The following is a 24,531-nucleotide window of genomic DNA, read 5'->3' as shown; positions in this document are numbered from 1 at the left end:
GCTAATTGCTATTATTGTAACTTGTTCCCTGTAAATAGCCTGTGTCCATTACTGATGGTATCTACTGGTTTTATTGCCAGCAAAACTTGGGGTTTTGCTGGCTTGTTGCTGGTAATTACTACGCTACTGGCTTTTGTTACCATGTGTCTGCCTGTACCATTTCCCTGCCATTTCCATCTCTCCGTTACTCTGTTGCAGTGGTAAATATTCACTGCTTTTGTACGCAAAACTTAGTTTTGCGTTCCTGTTTCTTTCCCACTGTTTTTAAAACTGCGGCACAGATAACAGTTCTGGTGCTATCTCAGACAGTGGTATATTATATGGTATAATGGGTGGTGTTATGGATGGTATGATAAACTGTGTAAACTTATGGGTTTATACCATATGGTACATCGGATGGTATACAGGGTGGAATAGTTTATAAACTTTTGGCTTTTATGCACCATTTTTTATAATAGTTTACAGCCATTCTTCTTCATCTATCTGGTATTTTTGCTGTTTGCTTTCCTGTAAATTGCTATCCTCTTTCTGGTATTCTTGCTCATTTCTCCTTGGCAATCTATCTGTTAGTTTCTTGTATAATTGTTCTGACTTTACTGGTTCTTTGTTTGCTATTTCGCTGCTGGGTTGAGCGGAGATTATTTTGTGCATGTTTGAAAGGTCGGTTACTTTGATTACAGTTTTGGGGTAAGGATTGTCAATAGGAAAGCCAATACAACCGAAAGCCATGTGGTTCATTGTGTCATCGGGTATAACTCGTGTAGTAACAAGAGCATTTATAATAGTTTTTACCATCCTGTTGTCTGTATCCGCTTTTATTGCAACTGAATCAGGCACATAGAATTCAAACCAGATGAATGCCTGTTCAAAATGTGGTTCTTGTTCGAGAGAGTATACTGCATTGGATATTAGTTCCCGCCAGTAAATGGTTTCATAATTATTGGTAACTTTATACCTTGGTGGTATGTCGTATATGAGTATCTGCAAAATGTTGTCGTCCCAGGACACTTCAAAAGTATCCATAAGCAGTGTTGGGTTGATGTGTATGCCCTGTTCCTCAAGCAGTGCAGGGTCGAGGAACAGTAAAGTGTTTTCACTTCTCTGCAAAGCCCTGCGTACTTTGTAAATGTTTCTTTCTATGTCTTCCATAGCTTTTTCGTAAGTTTCTATTAATTCTTTAAAACTTCTGGTGATTGGGTCTGACACTTTCAGCACACTCCTTTAATTTGATTTTTCTCAACAAAAAAAGGCAGGGTTTTAAACCCTGCCTTACAGTTTTGAAAAAGCGTCAAGGAGGGATTTGACCGATTTTTTGTCAAGACCAAGTCCAGTTTCCAGCTGTTGTTTGTTTTGCTCAGTGTTGTCTATCTGGATTGTTTTGAGCTTGATAGTTCCTGACACGACCGCTTTTGTTGCATAATATAACTCCAGAGCGTCGAGAATCACTTTCGTTTTCTCACTTTCTTGCCATATCGGATGTTCCTCAGGTATTCTTATTGTTAAGTTTTTCTTCATAAAATATCACCTTTGCAATGCAACTCTATTGCTTATTTTATCACACATCCGAACACTTTACCATCTTATTTTGCAATGCAATATTGCAATGCAAGTCTATTGCTTGTAATTACCATTATGATAGCCATTTATACTTTGATTTTTGTAATGCAAATTAGTTTTGAAAAGTGAATTTTTCAAATATCTGCATTACAATTTTGATTATTTGATAACTTGTAAGCTAATTGTCACAAGCCTTTACAACGCATTGCATTTTAGAACAGTGTTACTCGTACATGTGAAGAAGATGCAGATATCCTTTTGCATTTGCAAACTGTGCGTTGTCGAGTACCTGAACATTATTAAATTCCTTCTGGAGGACAGATGCAACGTTGAAAGCTCCACCGCCTGCGACAAGCACTCCGTCGAACGTATCAAAACCACGTTGCAGCCTTCTTGAAATAGACTGTACTATGTCGTCTGCTATAGCACCAAAAACTTCTTTTTTGTGTGGTTCAATATCTATCTTTCTGCCACGAACAGATATATGCGAGCGTTCATGGATGTCAAAAAGCAGGCTCGTGTCGTAGCTCACACCGTACTTTCTTTCAATCATGAGACCAAGTCTTTCAACTGCTAATGACATTCCTTTGTCAACAGTAAAGCACATGTCAAGCAGCGGATTTATATTTTTGTTTTTGATTTCAACAACAATCACGTCTGTTGTTCGAAAACCAACATCTAAAATGCAGTATGTTCCATCTTCTACTGGGGATGAGATTGAAAATAAAGCTCCGACGCCCTGAGGAAACACTTCACATCTTGCAATGTGATAGCTGTGTGCTATATTGTTGGCGTCAATGATTATTTCTTCTGCAAACTCAAAGTAGTTTTTTACCTTGTCTTTCAGTTTTGGATAAAGCATTAACGGAAGACCAAGACCAAGCTCAACTTCTTTGTCGCTTTCGAGTGCCATAAGTGCTGTCAGAACAAGCAATTTTGAAAACTCATTTACAAATCTGTCTTCAGAAAAGCTTGTTTCTGTAATCAAGCACTGTGTTGCTGCTTTTCCTACTGCATATGTTTGATTCATGTAGGTTACAAAGTAGTCACTTGTGGGCTTTAGCCCAATGTCGGTCATAAAAGTTTTTGCTACTGCAGATGGGAAAATCACTTCTTTTCCCTTTTCATTCACTGCCTTTGTAAAACCAAAGCCAACATCAACAGCGCATTTCATTTCTATCCTTCCCCCTTTGAAATTTTTGTTGCCCGCAAAATAAAAAAAGCCTGTGAGAAAAGTCTCATTCTCACAGGCAAAAATTTTTCAGTGTTCGGTTTTTTGTTCGCATTCTATTCTGGTATACTGAAATTGAGCAGTTAGCCAAAATATGAGTTTGCGTTTAAATAGTTTGCAGAAAACAGTTGGGGGTATTCTCCTCCCCCATGCATATAACTCAGCCCTGATTAGAAATCATAATCAGGGCTTTTATTGTTTATTTGTACCTTCTTGAGCAGTCCTTTTCTAATCACCCTTTGTTTTATAAATTCCCACTCCTGTTTTGTAATCAGACAATCATGAACGGGTATCATGAAGGTTATGAGTTTGTTATCAATCCAGTCAGCATATGCAACTCCACTGCAACTCCTCACAACTGTCAGAAATGTCTCTTTATCCAGTCTGAAGTTTCTAAACCCAACATCTCTGAAGTAGTATTGAATTCCTTTCATCAATTTGTCATCGAACCACACTTCAAGGTTGATATTTTTATCTTTATACTCAAGGTACAGAACTGCAAGCGGGTCCATTTCAATAAGATACCTGTCAATGAAATCCCACAGTGAACGATTTAAAAGCTGATTGTAATGGCGTGTACAGAACCATGCAGGTGTTCTGGAGAGTCTGTAGTGCGCTTTTTCCCCGCAGATTGAACAGTGCATGTTATCAGATAATTCGTATTCAATTTTTTCTCTCTTTGACTCGTTCTTGGGATAAAGCAGAGCAATTCTTGCTCTGTCCAGTATATCAAGCATATCGTTCATGCTATTTACTCCCCCAATCTCTGTTTTATTTCTTCCCATTCTTTTTCGGTTATTACATACTCGTCGTTAAATTCGTCCAGAAGATAGGCAAATATTCTGTCTTCAATCACGTCCGCATATGCAACCCTGTCATAGGACCTGAGCATTGTCAAAAAAGTCTCCTGATCCAGCACTTCTTCGTTTTCAAGCAACCCCATTGCTTTGAGATATTCTTCAGTTTCCTGCAGTATGCTGCTGATTTCACCAATGTATGAGACTTTTGTTTTTCTGTTTTCACCAAAGATCACCGGTATTTCTTTAACACTGCTGCTATCAAGGATGTTTTCGATAACATAGCAAAAAGTGTTTGTCCTGATAAAATCATAATGCCTCTTGCATAAATACACTTTTTCATCTCCATCTTCGTATACGACCATGTACCTGGCATCTTCAATGCATTCCGGTTCGGTGCAAAGTTCTTTTTCATTTTCGGGCAGTTTAACCACTTTAGCGTAGCATTCGCCTATATCCACCATCACATCAAATGGATTAAAATTGGGGTTGTTATTTTGCATGAATAGAATCTCTCCTTTCGTATTTTGTTTTTTCAGAAAAATACCACAGCAAAACTGCAAAAACTACCGGGAACATGTTTTCACAAAAACAAAACCCTGCTACTGTCCAAAAGTAGCAGGGTCTGTTTTTTTAGACTTTGAATATAAACGCTTCTGCTGCGTCTTTGTAGGGATGTTTTTGTGCAAAGTACCTTTCAAAGTTTTCGTAACCATGTCCCAGCTTTTTAGCAGCAACTATTTCATTGATACCCAGTTGTTTCTTTGTAATTTCTCTTTCGCCTTTGAATGCCTCAGAGAGTTTCAAAACAGAGTTTGAAATCTCATCTGTCATTGTAATCCCATTCATTGCAAGAATGCTTGCATCACCTTTTCTTATAGCGTCCATCACAACACCATATTTGCCTTCGGAAGTCAATTTATTGACTACTGGGGCAAGGTTAGCAAAGTGTTGTTTATACTCCTGCATGTGTGACATTCGTTCAAGGGTTGTCAGGTCTATAGCCTGTCCTATCCTGTTACCTGCACCGACAGATTTCATTACGCCTCCTGCAAGGTATGAGAAGGCCTGGAAAGCGGGATTGTCTCTGCCCAGTGTTTCCCCAATACCCTGCAGGAACTGTCCTGCTCTGTATAATTTGCTTCCGGCTGTCATTGCGTTTAAATTTCTCACGAAAGCTTTCCTTGTTGCGTCGGTATCTGCGTAGATATTTCTGTACCCTGTCGGACTGTCCAATGGGCTTGTTGTTGAACCACCGTGGGCAGAACCTGAAGCAGATGCAAATTCAAGTTTTGGACCACCGGTAGCAGGCACACCTGAAAAACCGCCCATCGGTATTGGTCCACCTTCGAATGTTCTGCTGGTAGAGCCAGTAAACGTTGCACCTGAACCACCGCTGCCGCTACCACCACCTGTCGGGCTAAATCCGCCTGCCGGGTTGCCAGTATTTGATTCACCACTGCTTGTTGCAGTAGACCACTCACTTGTTTTAGATTGAGCGCCAAATGCATGAACAAAACCGTTCTGAGCGCCTTTCATCATTGCGAGTGTACTGCTGAAGAATGGGTTAGCCAGCAACATTTCATCTACACCGGAAAGTCGTTCAAAATAGTTCTGCAGCAGATTTCTGAGTGTATCAGCTATTTTGGGCACAGAATACATGGCTATCGCTCCAAACAGCCAGCCATCAAGACCTACTGCTGTGAAAAGGTGCAAAACTGCAAGCAGTGTAAACGCGTAGAAGAATGCCATTGATGCATTTGTGATGACTTCTCCAAACCAGACGTTCATGACGTTTGCATCTTTTTTAATCCCCCACATAGCAGCAGCAAACGGTGTGAACAGAAAAAACACACCAAGGATGATTCTCCGGGTTAGGAATATAAGGTTGATTTTGAAGTACAGTAAAACGTATATAAATTTTACAATAGCAGTATTGAGAGGGTTAGATGTACCAAGGTTCAGTGCCAAGGTGTCTATGAATCCATTCTGTGCGATTTTGTTTTCGTCCAGTCCGAATCCAAAGAACCGTGCTATGCTTGAAGCAGTACCTTCCACGTTACCAAGATACGTTGTCTCAGCTCTGACATAAGCATACAGCCAGTCAGTGATTTTTTCAAAGAACCAGAACATAAAGGAAAACAGCAATGGTGCTGCAGCAATCAGCAAAACAACATAAAACCATGTTGTGATTTCTTCCATTAGATTTACTCTTTTTCTTGTATTAAGACCTGATACAGTGAGCTGGATAGCAGTTTTGCCAACCATAAGAACAATGAAAGCTGTGGCACAGACAGCAGCAAATGAATAGAATGTAAGCAAAAACTTAAACTCCTGTTCAGAGAACACGGTATTGTTAAACAGCAGTTGGTTAAGTGGTTTAAAACCTGCCAGTCTTCCAATCCACTCAAGTAGCTGGATAATTGCATTTAATATCCATGTTATAACCCTGCCAATGAAAGTTATGTCTTCGTCGTCATTTATCTGGTTTGTTGAACCACTACCTTGCTGGTTTGATGGCAGCACTTTCATTGCATCTGTGAATTTCTGTTCAAACCCTAAAATTACGCCTATGATGGATGTGAAAATTCCCAGAATAACGCAGGCAATGACAATATACTTTAGCCATTGAGCTGTCTGGACATGTTCCTGTTCGTTTTGGGTGAACATTAACTTTAAAAATGCCAGCATAAAAGCAATGACAACAAGACCAATACCCACATAAACTATTTTGTTAGAAAGGTTTGTAATAAATGTTTTACCTGTTGCTGCTGGGTCGGCAAAAGAGACTGCAGGATAAAAGAAAGAGTCCTGACAGGAATGCTGTCAGGACTGTAAGTCTTAACTTTTTTAATCCCGTCATCTTGCAAAAACCTCCTCTTTTTTAGGAGTATTTTTCTTTTCGCCATACAACAACCTGATTCCAATCATTGTGGGATGCAAAGGTTTATCTTCTTTGAATGTGTTAAACACTTCCCTGAAATACAACTTTGGTAGCCTTCCAAACCTTTTCTTTGGCAGCAGTTTATTTGTTGCAATAGAGAAAACACGTTCATGGTTGAGCGCTGGAAGTACAAGGTCGTCAAGTACTCTCACGGGATGGATAGCATGTTTGATAAACTCATGAGAGTTATAGTCGCTCTTGGAAGGAAAGGTTGTGCTCTCGACGTATACCATGTTTTTATCAACTCTTGCGGGGTGTGTGTGAGCAACTATAACTTTTTTGCATTTGCCGTTGAACGATGTATTGTAGCTGTAGACCACTTCGTGTGCCATTTGCCTTACTTCCCAGCAGTCGCCGTGGTTGTCAATGCAGGCAAGTAGAAGTTCATTGTTCTCGTCCAGCAGCAGTGACATCGAAATCTCGTGGCAGAGTATAAACTTCTTCAGGTTTCTGTTGTAGTTTTTCAAAGTATTCAAAACTCTTATTGCATCCTTCTGCGAACTAATTGTTATCTTTCTCCTGGGTACAAGGCAGAGCACAACACCGGGTTTGAGATTGAATACAGGCATTCTTCTTGCGTTTCGTGTTAGCCACATAAAAGCGTATCTAATTTTCTTTACAAGCCAGATGTATATTGCTGTTTCTATTACAATCAGGATAACCTCAAGAACAAGAGCAGTACCAGGGGAATCCGAAAGTGCAACAGCCGGTATCTGGTTGATTATCTGTTCGTATTTTTGTCTGTCAGTAAAGAAATAGAATATAGCAATCAGAGACTTTATTCCTTCAGAACCAAAGAGAAAATACAGCACTTTTTTGACCCAGTAGAAGATGGCAGAAATAAATTGTTCCACTTCACACTTCTCCTTAAAAGTTTTGTTCTATTCTTCTTTATACCACGGTTTTCAAAAAAGTGACCTTAATTTTTAAAAGTTTGTTGTTGTGACATAATCCCATTCAAATGCGAATGGAGTCACCTGCAGAAGAACCTTTTCTTTTGAATTTACCAGAATTCCCTGCCCTTTCTCAGCAGTCATCAGGAAGTTTTTAGCTGCGTCCGAAAGTTTGAAATACTCTGCCGTCTCTTGAGCTAAGTCCGCTTCCTGTTTAAATATGAACTTTGTCGCACACATGTTGAGCATTGTTCGACCAGCAGTGGTATTCAAGAACTCGAGTATTGTCTGTGAGGCAATTAAGAGCGATATTTTGTATTTTCTCCCGCGTCGGGAAAGCGACTCAAGGTAGTCATTTGTCGATTCGTACTTTGTAAACATCCAGGCTTCATCAAAGATAACAACCTTTTTTTGCTGTCTCATCTTAGCGTGGGAGAACTTGTTCCAGATCCAGTTTAGTATGTTCACTGCTGCGAAAAACTTAAGAAATGGATCCTTGTCAAACTCTTTCAGGTTAAAGCCTATTATTCTATCGCCTTCCTGCAGGTCAATCTGTGACTCACAGTCAAACAAAGCAAGAGTCCCATCGCCTGTGAACACTTCCATCGCTTTTGCAAGCTGCTGTGTTTCTTGCTCTTTTAAAAGTTCCTCTCTCAGGTCACTGAGTGTCGGTAATCTCTTCTTTACCTTGCCAATGTAAAACCTTCCCTGACTGTCGGTAGCAAAACTTGTGTACAGGCTTTCCGGGCTTTTATCAATTCCCCTGTCTGCATATAGTTTTCTGACAGCCCTTTCGATTATAGCCAGCTGTATTCCATCCAGCTTTTTACCAATAAAGTTTTCAGAGATGATGCCGAGTATAAACCTGATTTCTGAGATCTTGGAGTCAATGTCTACAAATCTTTTACCCTCATCTTCTTCTACTTCCAGCTCAAACGGGTTTAAGCCAATCTTTTCCCCACTTTTGACTTTTACATATTTTCCGCCAAGCATGTTTATAAGTTTCTCGTATTCGCCTTCCGGGTCAAGGACGCAGGCAGAAAATCCGAACGCAGCTGCCCGTGCAAGCATTGTTTTCATTGTCGTGGACTTACCACTGCCAACCGTTCCGAAAATCGCCATATGTGGACCGGTAAGTTCCGGTGCAAACTGGTTATAAAAAACAGGTGCACCGGTGAGCAGGTTATATCCCAGGAATACACCCCCTTCATAGTAGACATCTGTATTACCTACCGGGACGGTGGACGCAGCAGAACCTGTTGTGTACGTCCTTTGATGCTCGGAATACTTTTGATTTCCGAGCGGTAACGTTGTTAACAATCCTTCAAATTGTTCGAAACTCAAACAGCGTGGTTTGATATTGTAGGCAGCGCAACGTGATTCAAATTCTTCACATTTCTCTTTCAACTTTTCCAAGCTTTCTGCAAAGATTGTGAAGAAAACCTGGACATACAGGGCTTTTTCGATACCCCGCTGCAGTGCCGCCCTTAGCATTTCGTAGTCTTCTGCCTGGGTCATCTTGCGGTAGTCCGGTTTTTTACCTCGCTGCATACTCACAATCTCATTGGATTTCAATTTTGTAATTTTCTTTGTAAGGTCCACTATTACTTCGCCTGTATCAGCAGGTTCAACATAGATTGAAATTGATATTTGACCCAGATTGAAGAATGAGTTGAAAAAGCCAATATTGATTTCATACGGATGCACTGCCAGAACATACACTCTTGCATATCTTTCTGAACCAAGATAGATGTAGTCTTTTTCAAGGTGCAGGCAGTCAGGGATTACAAGTTCTAAAAGTCCCGGAGCGTTCTTGTCAAGTCTGCTGCTCTTTGCTGGTTGATTTTGGGCTTCATGCTGTTTTGCCTGCTTTTTCCCCGAAGACTTCTTCAATAACTGAATCATCTATAGCGATCCCCCTTATTCCCGAGTTATACAAATCAAGGGCATGGTTCTTTATAGCTTCATCAACTTTGAAGATTTTGTTTTTATTAAGTTCATCGTGCAGAAGTTGTAGCACTTCTGGCATGGAAAGCTGATATATTTTTATTCCAGCGTTTTTAAAAAGTGAGAGTACCTTTTTTGTTCTGTCGTTCAACTTTTCGAAAACTACTTTTTCATTTTGTTCTTGTACCCAGACGGTGACAAAACTCTTGCGTACATACAAACTCTTCTGTTTTTGCAACTGCAAAAGTTCGTTTTTGAGCATTTCGCAGTACTTCTTCAGACTCTCATTGATAGTTGCTGTGTTTTGTGCCAAAAACCTGTCAATTTCATTTACTTGCTGGGTTGTTTCAATTCGTTGAGTTGTTACGAAAAATTGAACGGGTACATCAAGTGCACGCATGAGCGACATTAGACTCAGTTCAAAAGCTTCCTGCTCCGCTTCACTCATTAAATCGAAATCCTGTGATGACAGTCCAAAAATTCTGACATATCTGAAATTGTCCATAACTACAGTTCCATCTGGCAGAATATTTTTTATCTCCAGTACTCTTTTTAACTGGTTTCTATCATCGACCTTTTGTATTCCCTGTACTTTTGACCCGGAAGGACTTAGATTTGCCTTTGTTTTTATTCTTTTTTCAAACAACTTGTAGCCAAGTATCAGTAGTCCGCCGATGAGAATAATAAGCAGATCTGACATGTCAATCATCACTCCTGTACAGGATTGTTCTTTTGCCTGTGTAAAACTTGTAAAGCTTTTTCAAAAACACATCCAGTTCATCGCCGTTGATTTTAAGAAACGCAAAAGCAGCACCTGTGGCAAGGATAAAGATTTCGAGTATTGCAGCAAGCCAGAATGGGAATTTGAACTCAGAAAATAATCCAAAACCGACAACCGCAGGCACAACAGACACTAAAAACTGTTTCAATGTCATAATCCCACCTATGACTTTGTCTTCTATTTTTTCATCCAACGGGATCTTGAATGTTCTCATTGCTTCACCTTCCCTTCCAGGTTTCTAAAAAAGAAAACCTGCTGGAGGATTACCAGCAGGCTTTCGAGCAACTAACCATTTATTGCTTTCACTACAAAACCAATGATAGATGCTGCAAAGAATACACCGATTAAACCAATAATCATAATACCAAAAGACTTTTTAATCTGCGCCTGTTTGTGTTCGTCCTGAGTTGCAGCCAGCAGTGCACTTCTTACCATGAATAAGATCACAGCTGCACCAACTGCTATGATTTGGATTGGTGTTTTAACCTTGGTAACAACATCTTTGACAACTGTTGCTGTGTCTTTTTGTTCCACGATACCAGAAAAATCGACTGTTGCAAATGCAGTTAACTGTAACATTGCAAGAGTTAAAGCAGTCAAAACAGCAAACCATAATTTTTTGATTTTGTTCATTTTAAACTGCACCCCCTCATTTCATTTGACTGAGTTATAAATGACGCCAAGTATATATGGAGCGAGCAAGTAGATTATCACCACAAGTCCCACACCGCCAAGTATCGAAGCACCCAATTTCTTAGCAGTACTCACGTGAAAGATATAGCCTACTAGCAAGAACAGCACAGCGATTGTTATCCCTAATCCGGTAATTGGTTTAATGAAATTTTGAACCACATGCAAAAGATTTACAAAAAGCCGTGTCAGGATATTTGAAAACTCTTCTGGTGTGACAGGTTTTACAATCCCATTCAGGTCATTCAATATCTCACCCCCTTGACAGACTCTAAAAAAAACAAAAGCCGTGTAGAAGGGTAGAAGAACCCCTTCCACACGGCTAACTTTTGCTGGCAAACTTTTCTTCTGGGGTAGGCAGTGGGGTTTGAACCCACAATACCAGAGCCACAGTCTGGCGTGTTGCCTTTACACTATGCCTACCGCATCTTTATCCATGTGACCAAACTCAGATGCCACCATGCAGGACAGCATGGCTATCCCCGCCTTTTCTTTTTCCAGAACCCAGAAAAGTTAACAGTCTCAACAGTTTTAACAACACTGATGTTTGCATCATCGTATATAATCAGCACAGCTTTACCGTGCTGGACAGCTCTGTATTTTCCCTTCCGGGAGAGGAGAACGCCATGGGTAGCAGCTTCTAAAATGCGCAACTCAGCTTCAAGGTCAGAACAGGAAGGCATAACCCGCTCCTGGTAGCGTTTTATGGCATGCCTTGTTATCTGTATCATAGCAAACACCTTAATATGCAAGAGCGTTATTGGCTGTATTGATGACAGTATTTCTTTTTCGTTTTAAACCTTCTGCCAGTGTATGTATCGGTCTGATATATTTGGGCAGTGTTGTTGGCACAAGGGTACCATCTTCTAAACAGTCTTTTCGCACAAATTTCCCCCTTACCCATTTGTAACACGAACGGACAAACTCATATAAAGTGGGCACGGACGGCCATCTGTGGGATGAGAGTTCCATTACAGCCTGGAAATGTTCTTTTTTCATAATCTCGTATGTTTCGTCCCACAGTTCCCTTTTTGTTTTTTCCCTGCGTTTTTGTTGATAACTACGCCATTGAGCTTTTCTACGATTCTTAGCTTCTAATACTCTGTATGTTACTTCATCCCAGTAGCGGGGATCTTCTTTAATGTACTTGTTTATTGTGGGTCGAGAGATCTTAGTCAATCTGTGTATTTCTATTCTCTTTTTGTGCTCTTCATAAAAAAGTCTCAGAATTTCATTAATTTTTTCTTGTGAGAGTTTTCTTGCCATGATACTCTCCTCCCCCATCTGCTTTTTTTATTTAATGCTCGCTAAATACTCTTGAAGTTTATTCTCTATTTCCGACACTTTAGATTTACTGCTCTGCATATCTTTTACACTATTTTTCTCTGAATGTATTTTCTTAGAATTGTTCAAATACTCAATAAAGGACTTCTCGCTTATGTAATACTTCCTGTTCAGATACCTGTTTTCCACGTAATTGTTCTTGCAAAGCCAGTACAAATAGTTTTTGCCAACTTTATACTTCTTTCTCACTTCTTCAACAGTTAAAAAATCTCTGTTTTCTTCACCTTTAAGGTTCATAATCCAGCTTTTTATCTCGGAGATATTTTTCTCAATTTCATCAATCTTTTTTACCAATTCATCAATACTCATTTTGACTCACCCAGAAATTTTTCAATTTCAAAACCTTCTGGTCTAAGCTCCAGCATTTTTATAACCAGCTTTGGACTTATCTTTCTGCCCTGTTTGATTCGAAATATTGTTGATGGATGCACACCCATTTGTTTTGCAAATTTGTACGTCGGTACTCTGGAAATAAACTCTTTCATGTATTCATAGTTCATTGAATGCACCCTCTTTATTGCGTATTTGCAACTTCAAAAGTATTATAACATAATTATCGATTTTGTGCAATACTTTTTATATATACTAATGTGCAATTTTATAATTCTTGCATTCCAGCAATACAAAAACGAAGTGATACTGTATTACTGCTCAAATGCAATGTAAAATAAAAAGTGAAAAAGGGGGATGTGGCATGGCAAAAAAGAATAAAATTGCAAAAGCACTGGGATTAAAAATAAAAAAACTTAGGGAAGAAAAAGGATGGACAATAAATCAACTGGGACTTTACGCAGGAGTAAATCCCACTTCAATTATGAGAGCAGAAAGAGGAGAAAGTGAACTTTCACTCGGGAATCTTTTGAGAATAGCAAAAGCATTGAAAGTTGATCTTAACACGCTCGTAGAAGAAAGTATGGAACAGATAGTTCTTGGTGACGAAGAACTTGTCCCGAATGAAAAAGATAAAACACCGGATATTTATGAAATTATCAAGAAAGCAGAAAATTTGAATTTTAAAGGAATACCGGTCACTGATCCTGATGTAAAACAGGCAATCGTAGAAGCAATAACCTTTGCAATTAGACTAAAAGCCAAAGAAAAAACACAGGAAGATAACGAGATAAAGGAGTGAAAAATAAATGAGTCACGAGCAACTCGTAAGAAAAGTAATTTCCTTTATCGAACTTGTTGACACCGAGTATGGTACTCGTGACCCTGAAAAAATTACTGCAATAGAAAATATTTTTTGTTTGGGATGGGAACTTCCAAATTGTATACAGGGATTCTCTTTTGTTTATAACGGGGATAAGTATATCGTAATAAATAAAAAGCTTTCCGGTAGAGGAAAGTATTTTGTAATGTTACACGAACTATACCATCTTCTAAAATTTCACACCAATGAATACAACCGTCTTTTATTTATGACAAACGCATTTTTGAAAACTACAAAGATAGAAAAAGAAGCCGATTATTTTGCATTTCTATGCATGAACTATAAAGACTTTGATAACATTAATCTATCAACAATAGAAGACGAAATTGCTGTTTTCAAGAGGAGGTACCTGAAAATATGAGAGGACACATCGCTAAAAAAGGAAAGAAGTACTACATTGTTGTTGACATTGGTATAGTTGACGGTAAGCGCAAGCAGAAATGGCTTGGTGGTTTTGATACCAAAGCAGAAGCAGAAGAAGCATTGCCAGGGATTCTCAATATCATCTATCAGAATAAAAACAAACTGCTGGAACGAAAAACTTTTGGTGAACTTTTAGATTTATGGCTCAACACAGTAGCAAAAAACAGGGTTTCTCTGAGTACCTTTCAATCGTATTCAAGTTCGATTGCGCTGCATATAAAGCCTTTTCTTGGTGATTATGAGCTAAGCAAACTCACTCCTATGGACCTGCAGAAGTATTATCAGCACATCATGACCGAAAAAGGACTTTCGTCGACGCTTGCTCTTTACCACCATCGAATAATACATCAGGCATTAGACTATGCAGTTAAAATGGATATGCTGGAGAAAAATCCAGCTGACTATGTAGACCCTCCTAGAAAGCGAAGTTATCAACCTTCAATCTGGGATGAAAAAACAGCAAAGAAAGCTCTAGAAATCTTTAAAGAAACCAACATTAGAATTCCTGTGCTGCTGGCAATTTATACAGGAATGAGAATTGGGGAGATAGCTGCTCTCAAGTGGGATGACATACACTTAGAACAGGGATATATAACCGTCAACAAGACACTTATGAAAATTAACGGTCAGACCTATATCAAGGAGAAAGCAGAAAACAAGAACAGTTATAGAATTGTAGCAATTTCCAACCAGGTTGTAGAAGAACTAAAAGAGTGGAAAGCAAAGCAGGAGAAGCTAAAAAAAGAACTGAAAGAGCTTTATCACGATGAAGGTTTTGTATGTACGTTTGAAGATGGCAGAGTTCAGGACCCCAAGTATATCACCAAAGTATTTCAGAAGACAATAGAAAAGCATGGATTGCCGAAGATACGATTTCACGATCTCAGGCACACCCATGCTTCACTTCTTCTCAAACACGGAATAGACCCCAAGCACATCAGTGACAGGCTGGGGCACAGTACCATCACTACCACACTCAATATTTACAGTCACGTATTTGATGAAAAGCGGCGCAAAGTAGCAGAAACTTTTGAAGACATTTTGAATAACCAGCAAAAGTAGTTTGTCCCAACTTATGTTTCTAACATTCTTCTAACGACAGTTAGAAAATGACTTAAAGCGAAATGGTAAATTTCAATAATTTACAGTAACACCATTCTGCCAGGTCAGAAATATCAAGGCTTTGAGAAAATCTACTGGCAGGATATGGATAGAAAGCTGTAATAAAGCACGGAAGATATGACTGGAAATCGTGTGTACCCCCAAAAGGGGTACCGTGGGTTCAAATCCCACTCTCTCCGCCATTTTTATTGGGTTTTTGGGTGGTTTAAGTTGGAAAAAATCCGCTCTCCCTTCAAAAATCTTGCACCAGTAAACAACAATTTTTGTATGAGTTTGTTTTTATTATTAGACATCTTTCGTGTCTTCTTCTTAGGAACAATTATTTTTTTGCGCTTCTATGTAAACCATATTTTAATTTATAGTTTACTATTTGTAATTTCTATGCTATTATTATAATTAAACATTTTTGCTTGGAGATGATTCAGTTGCTGAATTTTCTTCAATCAGTTCAATTTGTTAAAGAAGTTGAAAAAAAGATAATTGAATATGAGAAAGACATTGACTTCAATGAGGCAATCATGCTTTATGAAATTGCAAAACATGATGCCGATTTGGTAAAAAACCTTGCCAATACAATCAAACAACATTATTTTGAAAATACTATTGAGCTTTGTTCTATTTATCCTGCAAAAGTGGGTCTTTGCAGCGAAGACTGCAAGTTCTGCTCCCAGTCTATCCATCACAGTTGTTCAATTGAAATAAAAGACCTTGCAACGCTCGATGAGGTAATAGAGTATCTTGAAAATGTAATTATTTTTCCGGTAAAAAGATTTTCCTTAGTCACAAGTGGTAAAAAGCTTGATGATTTTGAATTTGAAAAAATTTTAGATATTTATTCATACATCTCAAAAAATTATAACATACTTCTGTGCGCATCACTCGGCTTTCTCACTCAAGAAAGGGCAAAAAAGTTATTGAAAGCCGGGGTTGTAAAGTATCACAATAATTTAGAGACATCCAGCACGTATTTTAAAAATATCTGCTCCACCCATACTCAAGACCAAAAGATAGAGACTTTAAAAATCGCAAAAGAGACAGGGCTTCAAATCTGCAGTGGCGGAATAATCTCAATAGGTGAAGACATGATTGAAAGAATCAAGCTTGCATTTGAGCTGAGAGAATTAGACGTTGACTCTGTTCCAATCAACATATTAAACCCAATAAAAGGCACACCTTTTGAAGATATGATGATCATAAGTCCAAACGAAATTTTTATCACCCTGGCACTATTTAGGATTATACTTCCTAAAAAGACTATTCTTCTTGCAGGTGGAAAGGAAAATGCACTTGGAAATATGGAAAAAATAGCATACGAGTGTGGCATAAATGGTTGCATGGTTGGAAACTATCTTACAACAAAGGGGATAGGAATAAGAGAGAAGATTGAAATGCTGGAGTCGTTGGATTTAAAATTTCAAACCAATATACACAACTGTAGCTAATTATAAAGGAACGCAAAGGGGCTATCTAAAATTTCTTTTGATAGCCCCTTTTAAATTTTTAATTTCCTCCTGTAACTTACAGACCAAAAAATTGGTTTATTGATTCAAGAGTATTATTTACCATAAAATCAATTTCATCTTCTTCAATAATAAAGGGAGGCATAAAATATATTACATTTCCAAGAGGACGAATAAGCAACCCTTTCTTCAAAGCAGTTTTATAAATGTGGTATCCTACTCTCTTTCTCCAATCAAATTCCTTTTTAGTAGCCTTATCTTCAACAAGCTCAATTGCTCCAATAAATCCAAATTGCCTATATTCACCCACAAACCTATGGTTCTCAAAAGTTTTTCTAGCAAGCTCTTCAAGGTAGGTTGCTTTTTCATTTATTTTCTTGAGGACATTGTATTCCTCAAAGATTTTCAATGATTCTAAAGCAACAGCGCAAGCAAGAGGATTTCCAGTATAGCTATGACTATGCAAGAAAGCTTTCAGTTCCACATAGTCAGCATAAAACGCATCAAAAATTTCTTGAGTGGTAAGTGTTACTGCCAACGGCATATATCCAGCAGTCAAACCTTTTGACAAACACAAAAAGTCTGGAGTTATTCCTGCATGTTCACATGCAAACATCTTTCCTGTTCTACCAAATCCAACAGCTACCTCATCTGCAATGAGATGAACATCATAGCTGGTGCAGGCTTCTCGCAATAGCTTTAAAAATTTAGGTGGGTAAATTTTCATGCCACCTGCACATTGGATAATTGGCTCAATTATGACAGCACAAATCTCTTTATAGTGCTTTTTTAAAACCTTTTCTACTTCTTCAAAACATTCTACATCGCAGCTATATCTTGTTTTGTGGTATTTACATCTAAAACAATCAGGACCTTGAATTTTTATGGATTCCTTCATAATGGGTTTATATATCTTTGAATACAGATCTATACTTCCAACAGACAATGCCCCTAAGGTTTCTCCATGATATGAATTTGTAAAACATGCAAACTTGAGCTTTGTATAATTCTCCTTCTGTTGATGATATTGAAAACTCATCTTAAGAGCAACTTCGACAGACGTTGAACCATCATCAGAAAAGAATACTTTCTCCAATCCCTTTGGTGCTATTTCAACTAATTTTTGAGACAATTCAATAGCTGGTTTGTGTGAAAAGTTTGCAAATATTACATGTTCTAACTTGTCTGCTTGAGCTTTGAGAGAATCATTTAATCTTTTATTACAATGTCCAAAAAGATTTGTCCACCACGAAGAAATTGCATCAAGATATCTATTACCTTCAACATCGTATAGCCATACTCCCTGGCCTCTTTCTATAACGATAGGTGGTAGTTCTTCATAATCCTTCATTTGTGAGCACGGATGCCAAATATACTTTAAATCTCTTTGTTGCCATTCATTTAACATTCAAAAACCTCCATTATCTTCATTATTGCCATATCATCAAAGCATTTTTTAAAAACATTTTTAAATTTATTCTCATCTACATCACTTGGAAAATCATTTATAAAGTCTACTTTGGCTAATATTGGGATATTGGTAAACTTTGCTATTGTATTTATTACCCTATTTTCATCAGGTTCATTCTTATACATATTCGCTATGATCCCCTTTAAACAAAGTCCGTAAGCTTTTGCAAACTCAACTGTCAAGAGAGTGTGATTAATTGTTCCTAATTTTGTTGTGGTAACTAATATAACATTGTTGCAAATTTCCTTTATCAATTGATATTGCATATAAAATTGGTTTTTCTCTTCTTTTAATGGCACTGCCAATCCGCCACAACCTTCAATTACTACGAATTCGTAGTTCTGTGATAAATCTTCAAAGGTTTGTTTTATTTGATTAACATTAATATCTACGTTTTCATCACTTGCAGCTATATGAGGGGAGGCTGGTTTCTCAAATACAAATGGTGTGAGTCTGTAAATATCCCCTTTTATTTTTGCAAAATTAACTACAAATTCTGTATCTTGAGGTATTAGCATCTTTCCTCTTCTTTTAGCCCCACTTAGTACTGGTTTGAAATATCCTATATTATATCCTTTTTCTTTTAAAGCCCAACAAAGTCCAGCACATATAAACGTCTTTCCAACATCAGTATCAGTTCCAATAATGTAAACAGATTTCATTTTCTTTCTCTCCTTGAATAAAACTATTCTTTGATATCTTGTAAATATCTTGTATTTATAATCAAAATTTTTTCTAATATTGGTTTTAATCTTTTTGCAACAATGGAAGCAACGATGCATAAAAATATATCTCCAGGCACACATACTAAAAATCCCCAGTATAAAGCCCAGCTAATGGTTTTTGGTATTTTTAGATAATAATTGTAAATTACATACAGGTAACTAACTCCTAATAAGTATACAAAAAACAAACCAATCAATGAACCTATTATGTTTGTGCTTATATTTCTGCTTTGCTTCAAATGAGATATATAGCCAGCTACATATGCACAAACGATAAAACCAATTAGATAGCCAAAGGTTGGTTTAAAAATATACAACGGACCTCCACCTTCTGCAAAGATTGGAACGCCAAGTAATCCAGTTGCAACATATACTATTTGAGAGAGTCCACCAAGTTTGGGGCCTAAAAGAAGCCCTGCCAATACACAAAACAGAAGTTGAAGAGTAAATGGTACATAAGGAATAGGAATTTTTATATAGGCTCCCACAGCAGTCAAAGCCGCAAAGAGAGAAACCAAGCAAATACTTTTTGTATTCATGGGATTGATCTCTCCTTTCTGTTTTGTCATTTAATGTTATTTTTACTTTATTATATTTCCCGCATTGAGATTTGTCAACCTATTTTAAGATAATAGTTTACTAATCAGATAAAAAAATAATCAAATAAAGTAGATACTTAACGGCTTTCTAACTTTAAACATTTCAAAAGTTACAAAAACAAACAATTCTCTTCTACAGTGATAATTATTTGCACTTCTGACCAATTCTTTTATTATCTCTCTCACACCATATACTAATTCTGAAAGCTCTTTTATAATCCCACCTTCTGCTTAACTTAGGTGTTTAAATTTTCTTCTCTTTGTTGTATGATTATTATAGGCCATAGCTTCAAACCTCCTGTGTATGGGTTTGTCTTTTCAACTAATATCATACATGGTTTGAAGCTATGGCTTTAATATTTTCTTATTCTGTTGCATTTAATTTTACAACAAATATTTTTAACTTTCATTCTATAAGTTGTTTTACTTTCTCGATTAAATCTTCTAACTTTTTCTCTTCTATCTTATTATGGAAGTAATGCCATAGTATATTAATTGGTTTCTTCCAGCCTTGTTTTACTTGAGCCACATTTAAAAAGTCCTCAATATTTTTTTCAAATAAATCTATCTTTTTCGTATAATCATTTTTATTGTTAAAAATAAAATCATTTACAATTTCATGAAGATTTCTGTTTTCATCTTTATCCATTAAAACAGAATGGTAAATTCCTAATTCTTTAAATAAATTCATATACCTATGAATATTAAATTTTCCCATTGCATCCAAAACATAAATCTTTTTTTCATTTAATTTTTGCACTTTATTTCTTATAAGATAATCAATAAACACCTTCTCTGTAGCACCTTCACATATCAGCACTAAATCAGCAAAAAATGCACAACATCTTTCTGAATCTAACCAAGATAAGTATCTAATTGATTCTTCTTCTAATCTTCTTTCTTCTTCCGTTTCTCCAATCAATTCCCTAATCCTTTCCTTAATTTTCTCATCTGTTTGCGGATCATCTAATTTATTTTTTAAAATAACAAATAATTCATTGTTGTTTTTTATTAATTCATCTATTTTTTCGTTTGTAATTTGAAATATTTCTGTAACCCCTTCTTCTCTTTTTAATTTTATAATTGACGATACTTCCTCTATATTTTTGCTAACAAAAATAGGAGAATGTGTAGTTATAAGAACTTGGTGATTTTCTTCACTTGCCAGATTCCTCAGTCCAACGTTAAGAATCTCCTGTTGAGTTGGATGAAGGAAAAGCTCAGGCTCTTCAAATAAGATAAGTGTGAAATCTGGCGAAAAATCTTTCTTATTATTAGATTCTTCTTCTGTCTCTCTTTCTATCTGGGAAGCAATTCTTATAAGTGTATAAATTAAATGACGCTGTAAACCCAAGCCATATTGAGTAACATTCTTTTCTTTATTTAATGTTTCATCTATAAAGTTAGTTTTAACTAAACTTTTAATTACTTCGTCAGGCCCAATAGGTTCTATATTGACATTAAATTTTACATTCCACTCACGAAGGCTATTATTTATTTTGTTTTCTATATTTTTTAGAGACAATCCATCCTCTGTTTCTTCATTTTTCAAACTAATGTTAAATTTTTCAAATTCTTCGTAAAGTCTTTGAAAAGATTTACTCTTTTTTGATAATTCCTTAATTATTAAATTCAATAACTTTCTAAATGGAGATGGTCCTGTGGTTTTTAAAGTTTCGTTTGTTGTTGCAAGTGCAGGAATATATATCACTGTTCCCAATTTTGCTTGTGAAATATTTCTCGCTCCATAAAACAAATTTTCTGAAAGCTTACCATTTTCGTACGCATATATGTTACTTTGATTAGCTTTAACCTTGTTTCTATCTTCTGATTTTAAATACTTTCTTACTTTTAACATATTATTGTCATATACGTATTCTTTTTTAATACTTTTCACTTCTTCCTCTGATAAGACATACTCAATTTCTATCCAACTTTCATTATCATCAGTTTTAAACTTAGGAAAATCACTGTTTTCATCATATTTAATTTCATCTTCGTAAAAAATCCTTAACGCAGTTAGAACATTTGATTTACCAGAATTATTACTACCTACTAACACATTATAGTCATATAAGTCAAATTTCCCATCCTTTATTGACCTGAAATTATGAATATGAACTGATTTAATCTTCAAACTCAAACACCTCCTGTTTTTATTTTTCTATTTCTCAGATTGTCCCACCAAAATAGGAATTGTGCAAGTTTTTGAATATAGTTTATGTTATGTCGTTTTGAAAATTTCGACATTTTTCGACACAGAAATTCCCATTTAGAGATTTTATTTTATACTATTATAATTCTTTCTATAAATTAATACAAGATCTTTTTTGTTCAAATCTTCTGCTTTAAAGTCGGATAATGATTTTTTAGCAATCATACTAAATTATTGAAAATAATCTTCCAAATAATAATTTCCAATCAGTTCTTTTTAGCATATTGACAATTCCTAACTTTTCAATTAACATGTTTGATATAAAACATGTCGCATAAATGCAATTGTCAATTTTCATTGCAAATATGCAATACAAATAAAAAATTGAATATTTGCAATAGGCACCTTTACCTATCAAGCAGGTGCTGCCATTTGGCGGCTTAATAGGGAAAGCGGTGAAAATCCGCTGCAGCCCCCGCTACTGTGAGCACTGACAAGCCCTCAAAAAATTTTTGCCACTGGAAGGTTGGGTTCCTCTTTTGAAAGTGGAGCTTGCCTTCTGGGAAGGTGCTGAGGGTGAGGATGAGGTGCGAGCCAGGAGACCTGCCTGCTTGAGATGCCTTGACTTTACTTCGGTGGGAAGCTGAGTCAAGGTGGTAAAGACCGCAGGGGGATATTTTGTCCTTTTTAGCCCCTACCATACCTTATTTCTCAAAGCTTTTTGCTTCTTTAAAAAAGCATTTTAAAAGCACAAAAGCTTTTTTGAAGAATGGTAGTGATGGGTCTTTACTGCCTTGACGAAATTTGAGCCTTTATTGGCAGCAGTAAAGACCCATTTTGTTTTTTCTGGCTGTAGAATAAAATTTTTAGTTTGGAGGTTGAAAGTGCAAGATGATTTCAGTTGTCGGTTTTCCAAGAATAGGACAAAATAGAGAGCTTAAAAAATGGGTTGAGAGCTATCTGGACAAAAATCTTTCAAAAAAAGAGCTCATTCAAAACTCAAAAAACTTAAAAAAGACTCACTGGCAACTTCAAAAAGAGTATGGTGTTGACCTGATATCATCAAATGACTTTTCGCTTTACGACACTTTTTTAGACCATGCAATGCTTGTTGGCGCAATACCCGAGGAATACAAGGCGGTTTTCTCAGATGATCTCGAGCTCTACTTTGCACTTGCAAAAGGGTATCAAGACCAAAACATTGATCTTAAAGCTTTGCCTATGAAAAAGTGGTTCTTTACAAACTACCACTATCTTGTGCCTGAAATCACTGAAAACACCAAATTTGAGCTTTCATCAACAAAACCTTTTGATGAATTTGTCGAAGCACTTTCAATAGGAGTTAAGACAAAACCGACAATAATCGGTGCTCTGACATTTTTAAAGCTTTCCAAAAAAACGAATGTTGATATGTACGACAAATCTTTCTGGGAAAAGCTGCTTGATGTATATATTCAAATACTAAAAAGGTTTGAAGAGTTAGGTAGCGAGTTTGTTCAGATAGATGAACCGATACTTGTCACAGACTTAAGTACAAAAGACATAGAGCTTTTTGAAGATTTTTATCGCAGCCTTCTTCTTAATAAAGGAAAGCTGAAGGTACTTCTTCAGACCTATTTTGGAGATGTCAGAGACTGCTTCGAAAAGATAATCTCTCTTAACTTTGACGCAATCGGCCTTGACTTTGTTGATGGAAAGTTCAATTTAGAGCTCATTAAAAAATTTGGTTTCCCACAGGATAAGCTCCTGGTTGCTGGAGTTGTGAATGGCAGAAATGTGTTTAAAAACAACTACAAAAATACGCTTGAGCTTTTAAATATGCTCTCCTCATTTGTTGACAAGAAAAACATTGTAATTTCAACATCATGTTCCTTACTCTTTGTGCCATACTCTTTGAAGTTCGAAACACAGCTTGACAGCAATAAAAAGAAGTTTTTAGCATTTGCTGAGGAAAAGCTAAAAGAGCTGTCTGAGCTAAAGCTTTTGTTCTCTCAAGAAAGCTTTACCGCAAACAGCATCTATGTTCAAAATGTTCAGCTTTTTGAAGAGCTGAATAAAAACAAACTATCAGATGTTAGCACAGCTGTAAGTGGTCTTACAGACGATGACTTTGAAAGAAAACCGTGTTTTGAGGAGAGAATCAAGCTTCAAAAAGAGGTTTTGAACTTGCCCCAGCTTCCGACAACAACAATTGGGTCATTCCCGCAAACCCCAGACGTAAGATCAGCACGAAGCAGACTTAAAAAAGGTGAAATAACACTTGAAGAATATAAAAACTTTATAAAATCCAAGATTGAAAGAGTAATAAAGCTTCAAGAAGAAATCGGGCTTGATGTGCTTGTCCACGGCGAATACGAAAGAAATGACATGGTAGAGTTTTTCGGTGAAAACTTGGAAGGGTTTTTAATCACTCAAAACGGTTGGGTTCAGTCATATGGTACAAGATGTGTAAAACCTCCTATAATATTTTCTGACATTAAAAGAAAAAAATCACTCACAGTGGAATATATAAAATACGCACAAAGCTTGACTTCGAAGCCTGTAAAAGGGATCTTGACAGGACCAGTGACAATCCTCAACTGGTCATTTGTGCGCGAAGATATACCATTGAAAGATGTAGCTTTTCAGCTTGCTCTTGCAATAAAAGAAGAGGTTTTGGAGCTTGAAAGAGAGGGTGTAAAGATTATTCAGATTGATGAGGCAGCACTGATTGAAAAGCTTCCGCTCAGGCGCTGCCAGCATAGTAGCTATCTATCATGGGCGATAAAGGCGTTTAGGCTCACATGCTCAAAGGTAAAACCACAGACGCAAATCCACACGCATATGTGTTACAGCAACTTTGATGAGCTTTTAGATGAAATAGCAAAGATGGATGTGGACGTTATAACTTTTGAGGCAGCTAAATCTGATTTTACATTGCTCGACAGCATAAACAAAAGCAGTTTAAAAGCAGAGGTAGGTCCTGGCGTGTTTGACGTGCATTCACCTCGAATTGTATCAAAGGAAGAGATGAAAAAGCTCATATTAAAGATGATAGAAAAGGTTGGGAAAGACAGGCTGTGGGTAAACCCTGACTGCGGTCTTAAAACCAGAAAGGAAGAAGAAGTTTTGCCTACCTTGCAAAACATGGTGCTTGCAGCGTGGGAAGTCAGAAATAACTTATAACAAATCTTCCTCTT

At 36.9% G+C, this 24,531-nt stretch carries 26 protein-coding genes, 2 tRNA genes and 1 riboswitch; of the genes, 6 read left to right on the top strand and 22 right to left on the bottom strand.

Annotated elements, in window-relative coordinates; all coding sequences use genetic code 11:
- Positions 1-11: 11 nt before the first annotated feature.
- The 18 genes from OTK01_RS01585 to OTK01_RS01500 form a co-directional block, all read right to left on the bottom strand.
- A complete protein-coding gene (locus OTK01_RS01585) occupies positions 12-227 on the bottom strand; it encodes a hypothetical protein (RefSeq protein ID WP_269011647.1) in 216 nt (71 codons plus the stop codon).
- A gap of 232 nt (positions 228-459) precedes the next feature.
- Complete coding sequence (locus OTK01_RS01580) at positions 460-1,206, bottom strand: hypothetical protein (RefSeq protein WP_269011646.1); 747 nt, start codon at positions 1,204-1,206, stop codon at positions 460-462.
- 63 nt (positions 1,207-1,269) lie between these two features.
- A complete protein-coding gene (locus OTK01_RS01575; RefSeq protein ID WP_269011645.1) occupies positions 1,270-1,515 on the bottom strand; it encodes a hypothetical protein in 246 nt (81 codons plus the stop codon).
- A gap of 265 nt (positions 1,516-1,780) precedes the next feature.
- Complete coding sequence (locus tag OTK01_RS01570; RefSeq protein WP_269011644.1) at positions 1,781-2,731, bottom strand: ParM/StbA family protein; 951 nt, start codon at positions 2,729-2,731, stop codon at positions 1,781-1,783.
- A gap of 227 nt (positions 2,732-2,958) precedes the next feature.
- On the bottom strand, positions 2,959-3,534 hold the full coding sequence (locus OTK01_RS01565) for a hypothetical protein (RefSeq protein ID WP_269011643.1): 576 nt from the start codon (positions 3,532-3,534) through the stop codon (positions 2,959-2,961).
- A 5-nt stretch (positions 3,535-3,539) separates the two neighbouring features.
- A complete protein-coding gene (locus tag OTK01_RS01560) occupies positions 3,540-4,088 on the bottom strand; it encodes a hypothetical protein (RefSeq protein WP_269011642.1) in 549 nt (182 codons plus the stop codon).
- Positions 4,089-4,218: 130 nt separating this feature from the next.
- Entirely contained in the window at positions 4,219-6,306 is a 2,088-nt protein-coding gene (locus OTK01_RS01555) for a hypothetical protein (protein ID WP_269011641.1), read from the bottom strand.
- A gap of 138 nt (positions 6,307-6,444) precedes the next feature.
- Positions 6,445-7,383: a JAB domain-containing protein gene (locus OTK01_RS01550; protein WP_269011640.1), complete on the bottom strand. Its 939-nt coding sequence runs from the start codon at positions 7,381-7,383 to the stop codon at positions 6,445-6,447.
- Between the two features lie 72 nt (positions 7,384-7,455).
- Positions 7,456-9,327 carry a VirB4 family type IV secretion system protein gene (locus OTK01_RS01545; protein ID WP_269011638.1) on the bottom strand — a complete coding sequence of 624 codons (1,872 nt, stop codon included), beginning with the start codon at positions 9,325-9,327 and terminating at the stop codon, positions 7,456-7,458.
- Entirely contained in the window at positions 9,275-10,069 is a 795-nt protein-coding gene (locus OTK01_RS01540) for a hypothetical protein (protein ID WP_269011637.1), read from the bottom strand. The genes OTK01_RS01545 and OTK01_RS01540 overlap by 53 nt, the downstream gene beginning before the upstream one ends.
- A 1-nt stretch (position 10,070) precedes the next feature.
- Entirely contained in the window at positions 10,071-10,364 is a 294-nt protein-coding gene (locus OTK01_RS01535; RefSeq protein WP_269011636.1) for a PrgI family protein, read from the bottom strand.
- 71 nt (positions 10,365-10,435) lie between these two features.
- Complete coding sequence (locus OTK01_RS01530) at positions 10,436-10,783, bottom strand: hypothetical protein (RefSeq protein WP_269011635.1); 348 nt, start codon at positions 10,781-10,783, stop codon at positions 10,436-10,438.
- 21 nt (positions 10,784-10,804) lie between these two features.
- The gene (locus OTK01_RS01525) at positions 10,805-11,089 is read right to left on the bottom strand and encodes a hypothetical protein (protein ID WP_269011634.1); all 285 of its coding nucleotides are present in this window, start codon (positions 11,087-11,089) and stop codon (positions 10,805-10,807) included.
- A gap of 100 nt (positions 11,090-11,189) precedes the next feature.
- Positions 11,190-11,263, bottom strand: a tRNA-His gene (locus OTK01_RS01520).
- A 53-nt stretch (positions 11,264-11,316) separates the two neighbouring features.
- Positions 11,317-11,571: a hypothetical protein gene (locus OTK01_RS01515; protein WP_269011633.1), complete on the bottom strand. Its 255-nt coding sequence runs from the start codon at positions 11,569-11,571 to the stop codon at positions 11,317-11,319.
- Positions 11,572-11,581: 10 nt separating this feature from the next.
- Entirely contained in the window at positions 11,582-12,106 is a 525-nt protein-coding gene (locus OTK01_RS01510) for a hypothetical protein (RefSeq protein ID WP_269011632.1), read from the bottom strand.
- Positions 12,107-12,133: 27 nt separating this feature from the next.
- The gene (locus OTK01_RS01505; RefSeq protein ID WP_269011631.1) at positions 12,134-12,493 is read right to left on the bottom strand and encodes a helix-turn-helix domain-containing protein; all 360 of its coding nucleotides are present in this window, start codon (positions 12,491-12,493) and stop codon (positions 12,134-12,136) included.
- A complete protein-coding gene (locus OTK01_RS01500; protein WP_013433363.1) occupies positions 12,490-12,684 on the bottom strand; it encodes a helix-turn-helix domain-containing protein in 195 nt (64 codons plus the stop codon). The genes OTK01_RS01505 and OTK01_RS01500 overlap by 4 nt, the downstream gene beginning before the upstream one ends.
- Before the next feature lie 194 nt (positions 12,685-12,878).
- On the opposite strand from OTK01_RS01500, the gene OTK01_RS01495 reads away from it, so the two are divergent.
- The 5 genes from OTK01_RS01495 (at position 12,879) to bioB (ending at position 16,384) form a co-directional block, all read left to right on the top strand.
- Positions 12,879-13,316 (top strand): helix-turn-helix domain-containing protein, encoded by a 438-nt coding sequence (locus OTK01_RS01495; protein ID WP_013433364.1) that lies wholly within the window; start codon positions 12,879-12,881, stop codon positions 13,314-13,316.
- 7 nt (positions 13,317-13,323) lie between these two features.
- A complete protein-coding gene (locus tag OTK01_RS01490; RefSeq protein WP_013433365.1) occupies positions 13,324-13,758 on the top strand; it encodes an ImmA/IrrE family metallo-endopeptidase in 435 nt (144 codons plus the stop codon).
- Entirely contained in the window at positions 13,755-14,882 is a 1,128-nt protein-coding gene (locus tag OTK01_RS01485) for a tyrosine-type recombinase/integrase (RefSeq protein ID WP_269011630.1), read from the top strand. Before OTK01_RS01490 ends, OTK01_RS01485 begins: the two co-directional genes overlap by 4 nt.
- 146 nt (positions 14,883-15,028) lie before the next feature.
- Positions 15,029-15,124 (top strand) — tRNA-Ser (locus OTK01_RS01480).
- Between the two features lie 243 nt (positions 15,125-15,367).
- Positions 15,368-16,384 carry a biotin synthase BioB gene (gene bioB, locus OTK01_RS01475; RefSeq protein WP_029228280.1) on the top strand — a complete coding sequence of 339 codons (1,017 nt, stop codon included), beginning with the start codon at positions 15,368-15,370 and terminating at the stop codon, positions 16,382-16,384.
- Between the two features lie 76 nt (positions 16,385-16,460).
- Here the strand turns inward: bioB and bioA are convergent, their stop codons facing one another.
- The 4 genes from bioA to OTK01_RS01455 form a co-directional block, all read right to left on the bottom strand.
- Positions 16,461-17,810: an adenosylmethionine--8-amino-7-oxononanoate transaminase gene (gene bioA, locus OTK01_RS01470; protein ID WP_029228279.1), complete on the bottom strand. Its 1,350-nt coding sequence runs from the start codon at positions 17,808-17,810 to the stop codon at positions 16,461-16,463.
- Entirely contained in the window at positions 17,804-18,535 is a 732-nt protein-coding gene (gene bioD / locus OTK01_RS01465) for a dethiobiotin synthase (RefSeq protein ID WP_029228278.1), read from the bottom strand. Before bioD ends, bioA begins: the two co-directional genes overlap by 7 nt.
- A gap of 23 nt (positions 18,536-18,558) precedes the next feature.
- Complete coding sequence (locus OTK01_RS01460) at positions 18,559-19,137, bottom strand: biotin transporter BioY (protein ID WP_029228277.1); 579 nt, start codon at positions 19,135-19,137, stop codon at positions 18,559-18,561.
- Between the two features lie 466 nt (positions 19,138-19,603).
- The gene (locus OTK01_RS01455) at positions 19,604-21,334 is read right to left on the bottom strand and encodes an ATP-dependent nuclease (RefSeq protein ID WP_029228276.1); all 1,731 of its coding nucleotides are present in this window, start codon (positions 21,332-21,334) and stop codon (positions 19,604-19,606) included.
- A gap of 421 nt (positions 21,335-21,755) precedes the next feature.
- Positions 21,756-21,977, top strand: a riboswitch (cobalamin riboswitch).
- Between the two features lie 266 nt (positions 21,978-22,243).
- On the opposite strand from OTK01_RS01455, the gene metE reads away from it, so the two are divergent.
- Entirely contained in the window at positions 22,244-24,517 is a 2,274-nt protein-coding gene (gene metE, locus OTK01_RS01450) for a 5-methyltetrahydropteroyltriglutamate--homocysteine S-methyltransferase (RefSeq protein ID WP_029228275.1), read from the top strand.
- The last annotated feature ends 14 nt before the right edge of the window (positions 24,518-24,531 follow it).

Origin of the sequence: Caldicellulosiruptor acetigenus (assembly GCF_026914305.1) — a bacterium.
GTDB classification, from domain to species: domain Bacteria; phylum Bacillota; class Thermoanaerobacteria; order Caldicellulosiruptorales; family Caldicellulosiruptoraceae; genus Caldicellulosiruptor; species Caldicellulosiruptor acetigenus.
The sequence above is the reverse complement of the archived record's forward strand: the minus strand, read 5'-3'. Positions and strand labels throughout refer to the sequence as shown.

Bases quoted from the DNA above. Each gene is read 5' to 3' on its own strand.
- OTK01_RS01575 (WP_269011645.1), bottom strand. From the start codon at position 1,515: ATGAAGAAAAACTTAACAATAAGAATACCTGAGGAACATCCGATATGG.
- OTK01_RS01570 (WP_269011644.1), bottom strand. From the start codon at position 2,731: ATGAAATGCGCTGTTGATGTTGGCTTTGGTTTTACAAAGGCAGTGAAT.
- OTK01_RS01565 (WP_269011643.1), bottom strand. From the start codon at position 3,534: ATGAACGATATGCTTGATATACTGGACAGAGCAAGAATTGCTCTGCTT.
- OTK01_RS01560 (WP_269011642.1), bottom strand. From the start codon at position 4,088: ATGCAAAATAACAACCCCAATTTTAATCCATTTGATGTGATGGTGGAT.
- OTK01_RS01545 (WP_269011638.1), bottom strand. From the start codon at position 9,327: ATGATTCAGTTATTGAAGAAGTCTTCGGGGAAAAAGCAGGCAAAACAG.
- OTK01_RS01540 (WP_269011637.1), bottom strand. From the start codon at position 10,069: ATGTCAGATCTGCTTATTATTCTCATCGGCGGACTACTGATACTTGGC.
- OTK01_RS01535 (WP_269011636.1), bottom strand. From the start codon at position 10,364: ATGAGAACATTCAAGATCCCGTTGGATGAAAAAATAGAAGACAAAGTC.
- OTK01_RS01530 (WP_269011635.1), bottom strand. From the start codon at position 10,783: ATGAACAAAATCAAAAAATTATGGTTTGCTGTTTTGACTGCTTTAACT.
- OTK01_RS01515 (WP_269011633.1), bottom strand. From the start codon at position 11,571: ATGATACAGATAACAAGGCATGCCATAAAACGCTACCAGGAGCGGGTT.
- OTK01_RS01510 (WP_269011632.1), bottom strand. From the start codon at position 12,106: ATGGCAAGAAAACTCTCACAAGAAAAAATTAATGAAATTCTGAGACTT.
- OTK01_RS01505 (WP_269011631.1), bottom strand. From the start codon at position 12,493: ATGAGTATTGATGAATTGGTAAAAAAGATTGATGAAATTGAGAAAAAT.
- OTK01_RS01500 (WP_013433363.1), bottom strand. From the start codon at position 12,684: ATGAACTATGAATACATGAAAGAGTTTATTTCCAGAGTACCGACGTAC.
- OTK01_RS01495 (WP_013433364.1), top strand. From the start codon at position 12,879: ATGGCAAAAAAGAATAAAATTGCAAAAGCACTGGGATTAAAAATAAAA.
- OTK01_RS01490 (WP_013433365.1), top strand. From the start codon at position 13,324: ATGAGTCACGAGCAACTCGTAAGAAAAGTAATTTCCTTTATCGAACTT.
- OTK01_RS01485 (WP_269011630.1), top strand. From the start codon at position 13,755: ATGAGAGGACACATCGCTAAAAAAGGAAAGAAGTACTACATTGTTGTT.
- bioA (WP_029228279.1), bottom strand. From the start codon at position 17,810: ATGTTAAATGAATGGCAACAAAGAGATTTAAAGTATATTTGGCATCCG.
- bioD (WP_029228278.1), bottom strand. From the start codon at position 18,535: ATGAAATCTGTTTACATTATTGGAACTGATACTGATGTTGGAAAGACG.
- OTK01_RS01460 (WP_029228277.1), bottom strand. From the start codon at position 19,137: ATGAATACAAAAAGTATTTGCTTGGTTTCTCTCTTTGCGGCTTTGACT.
- metE (WP_029228275.1), top strand. From the start codon at position 22,244: ATGATTTCAGTTGTCGGTTTTCCAAGAATAGGACAAAATAGAGAGCTT.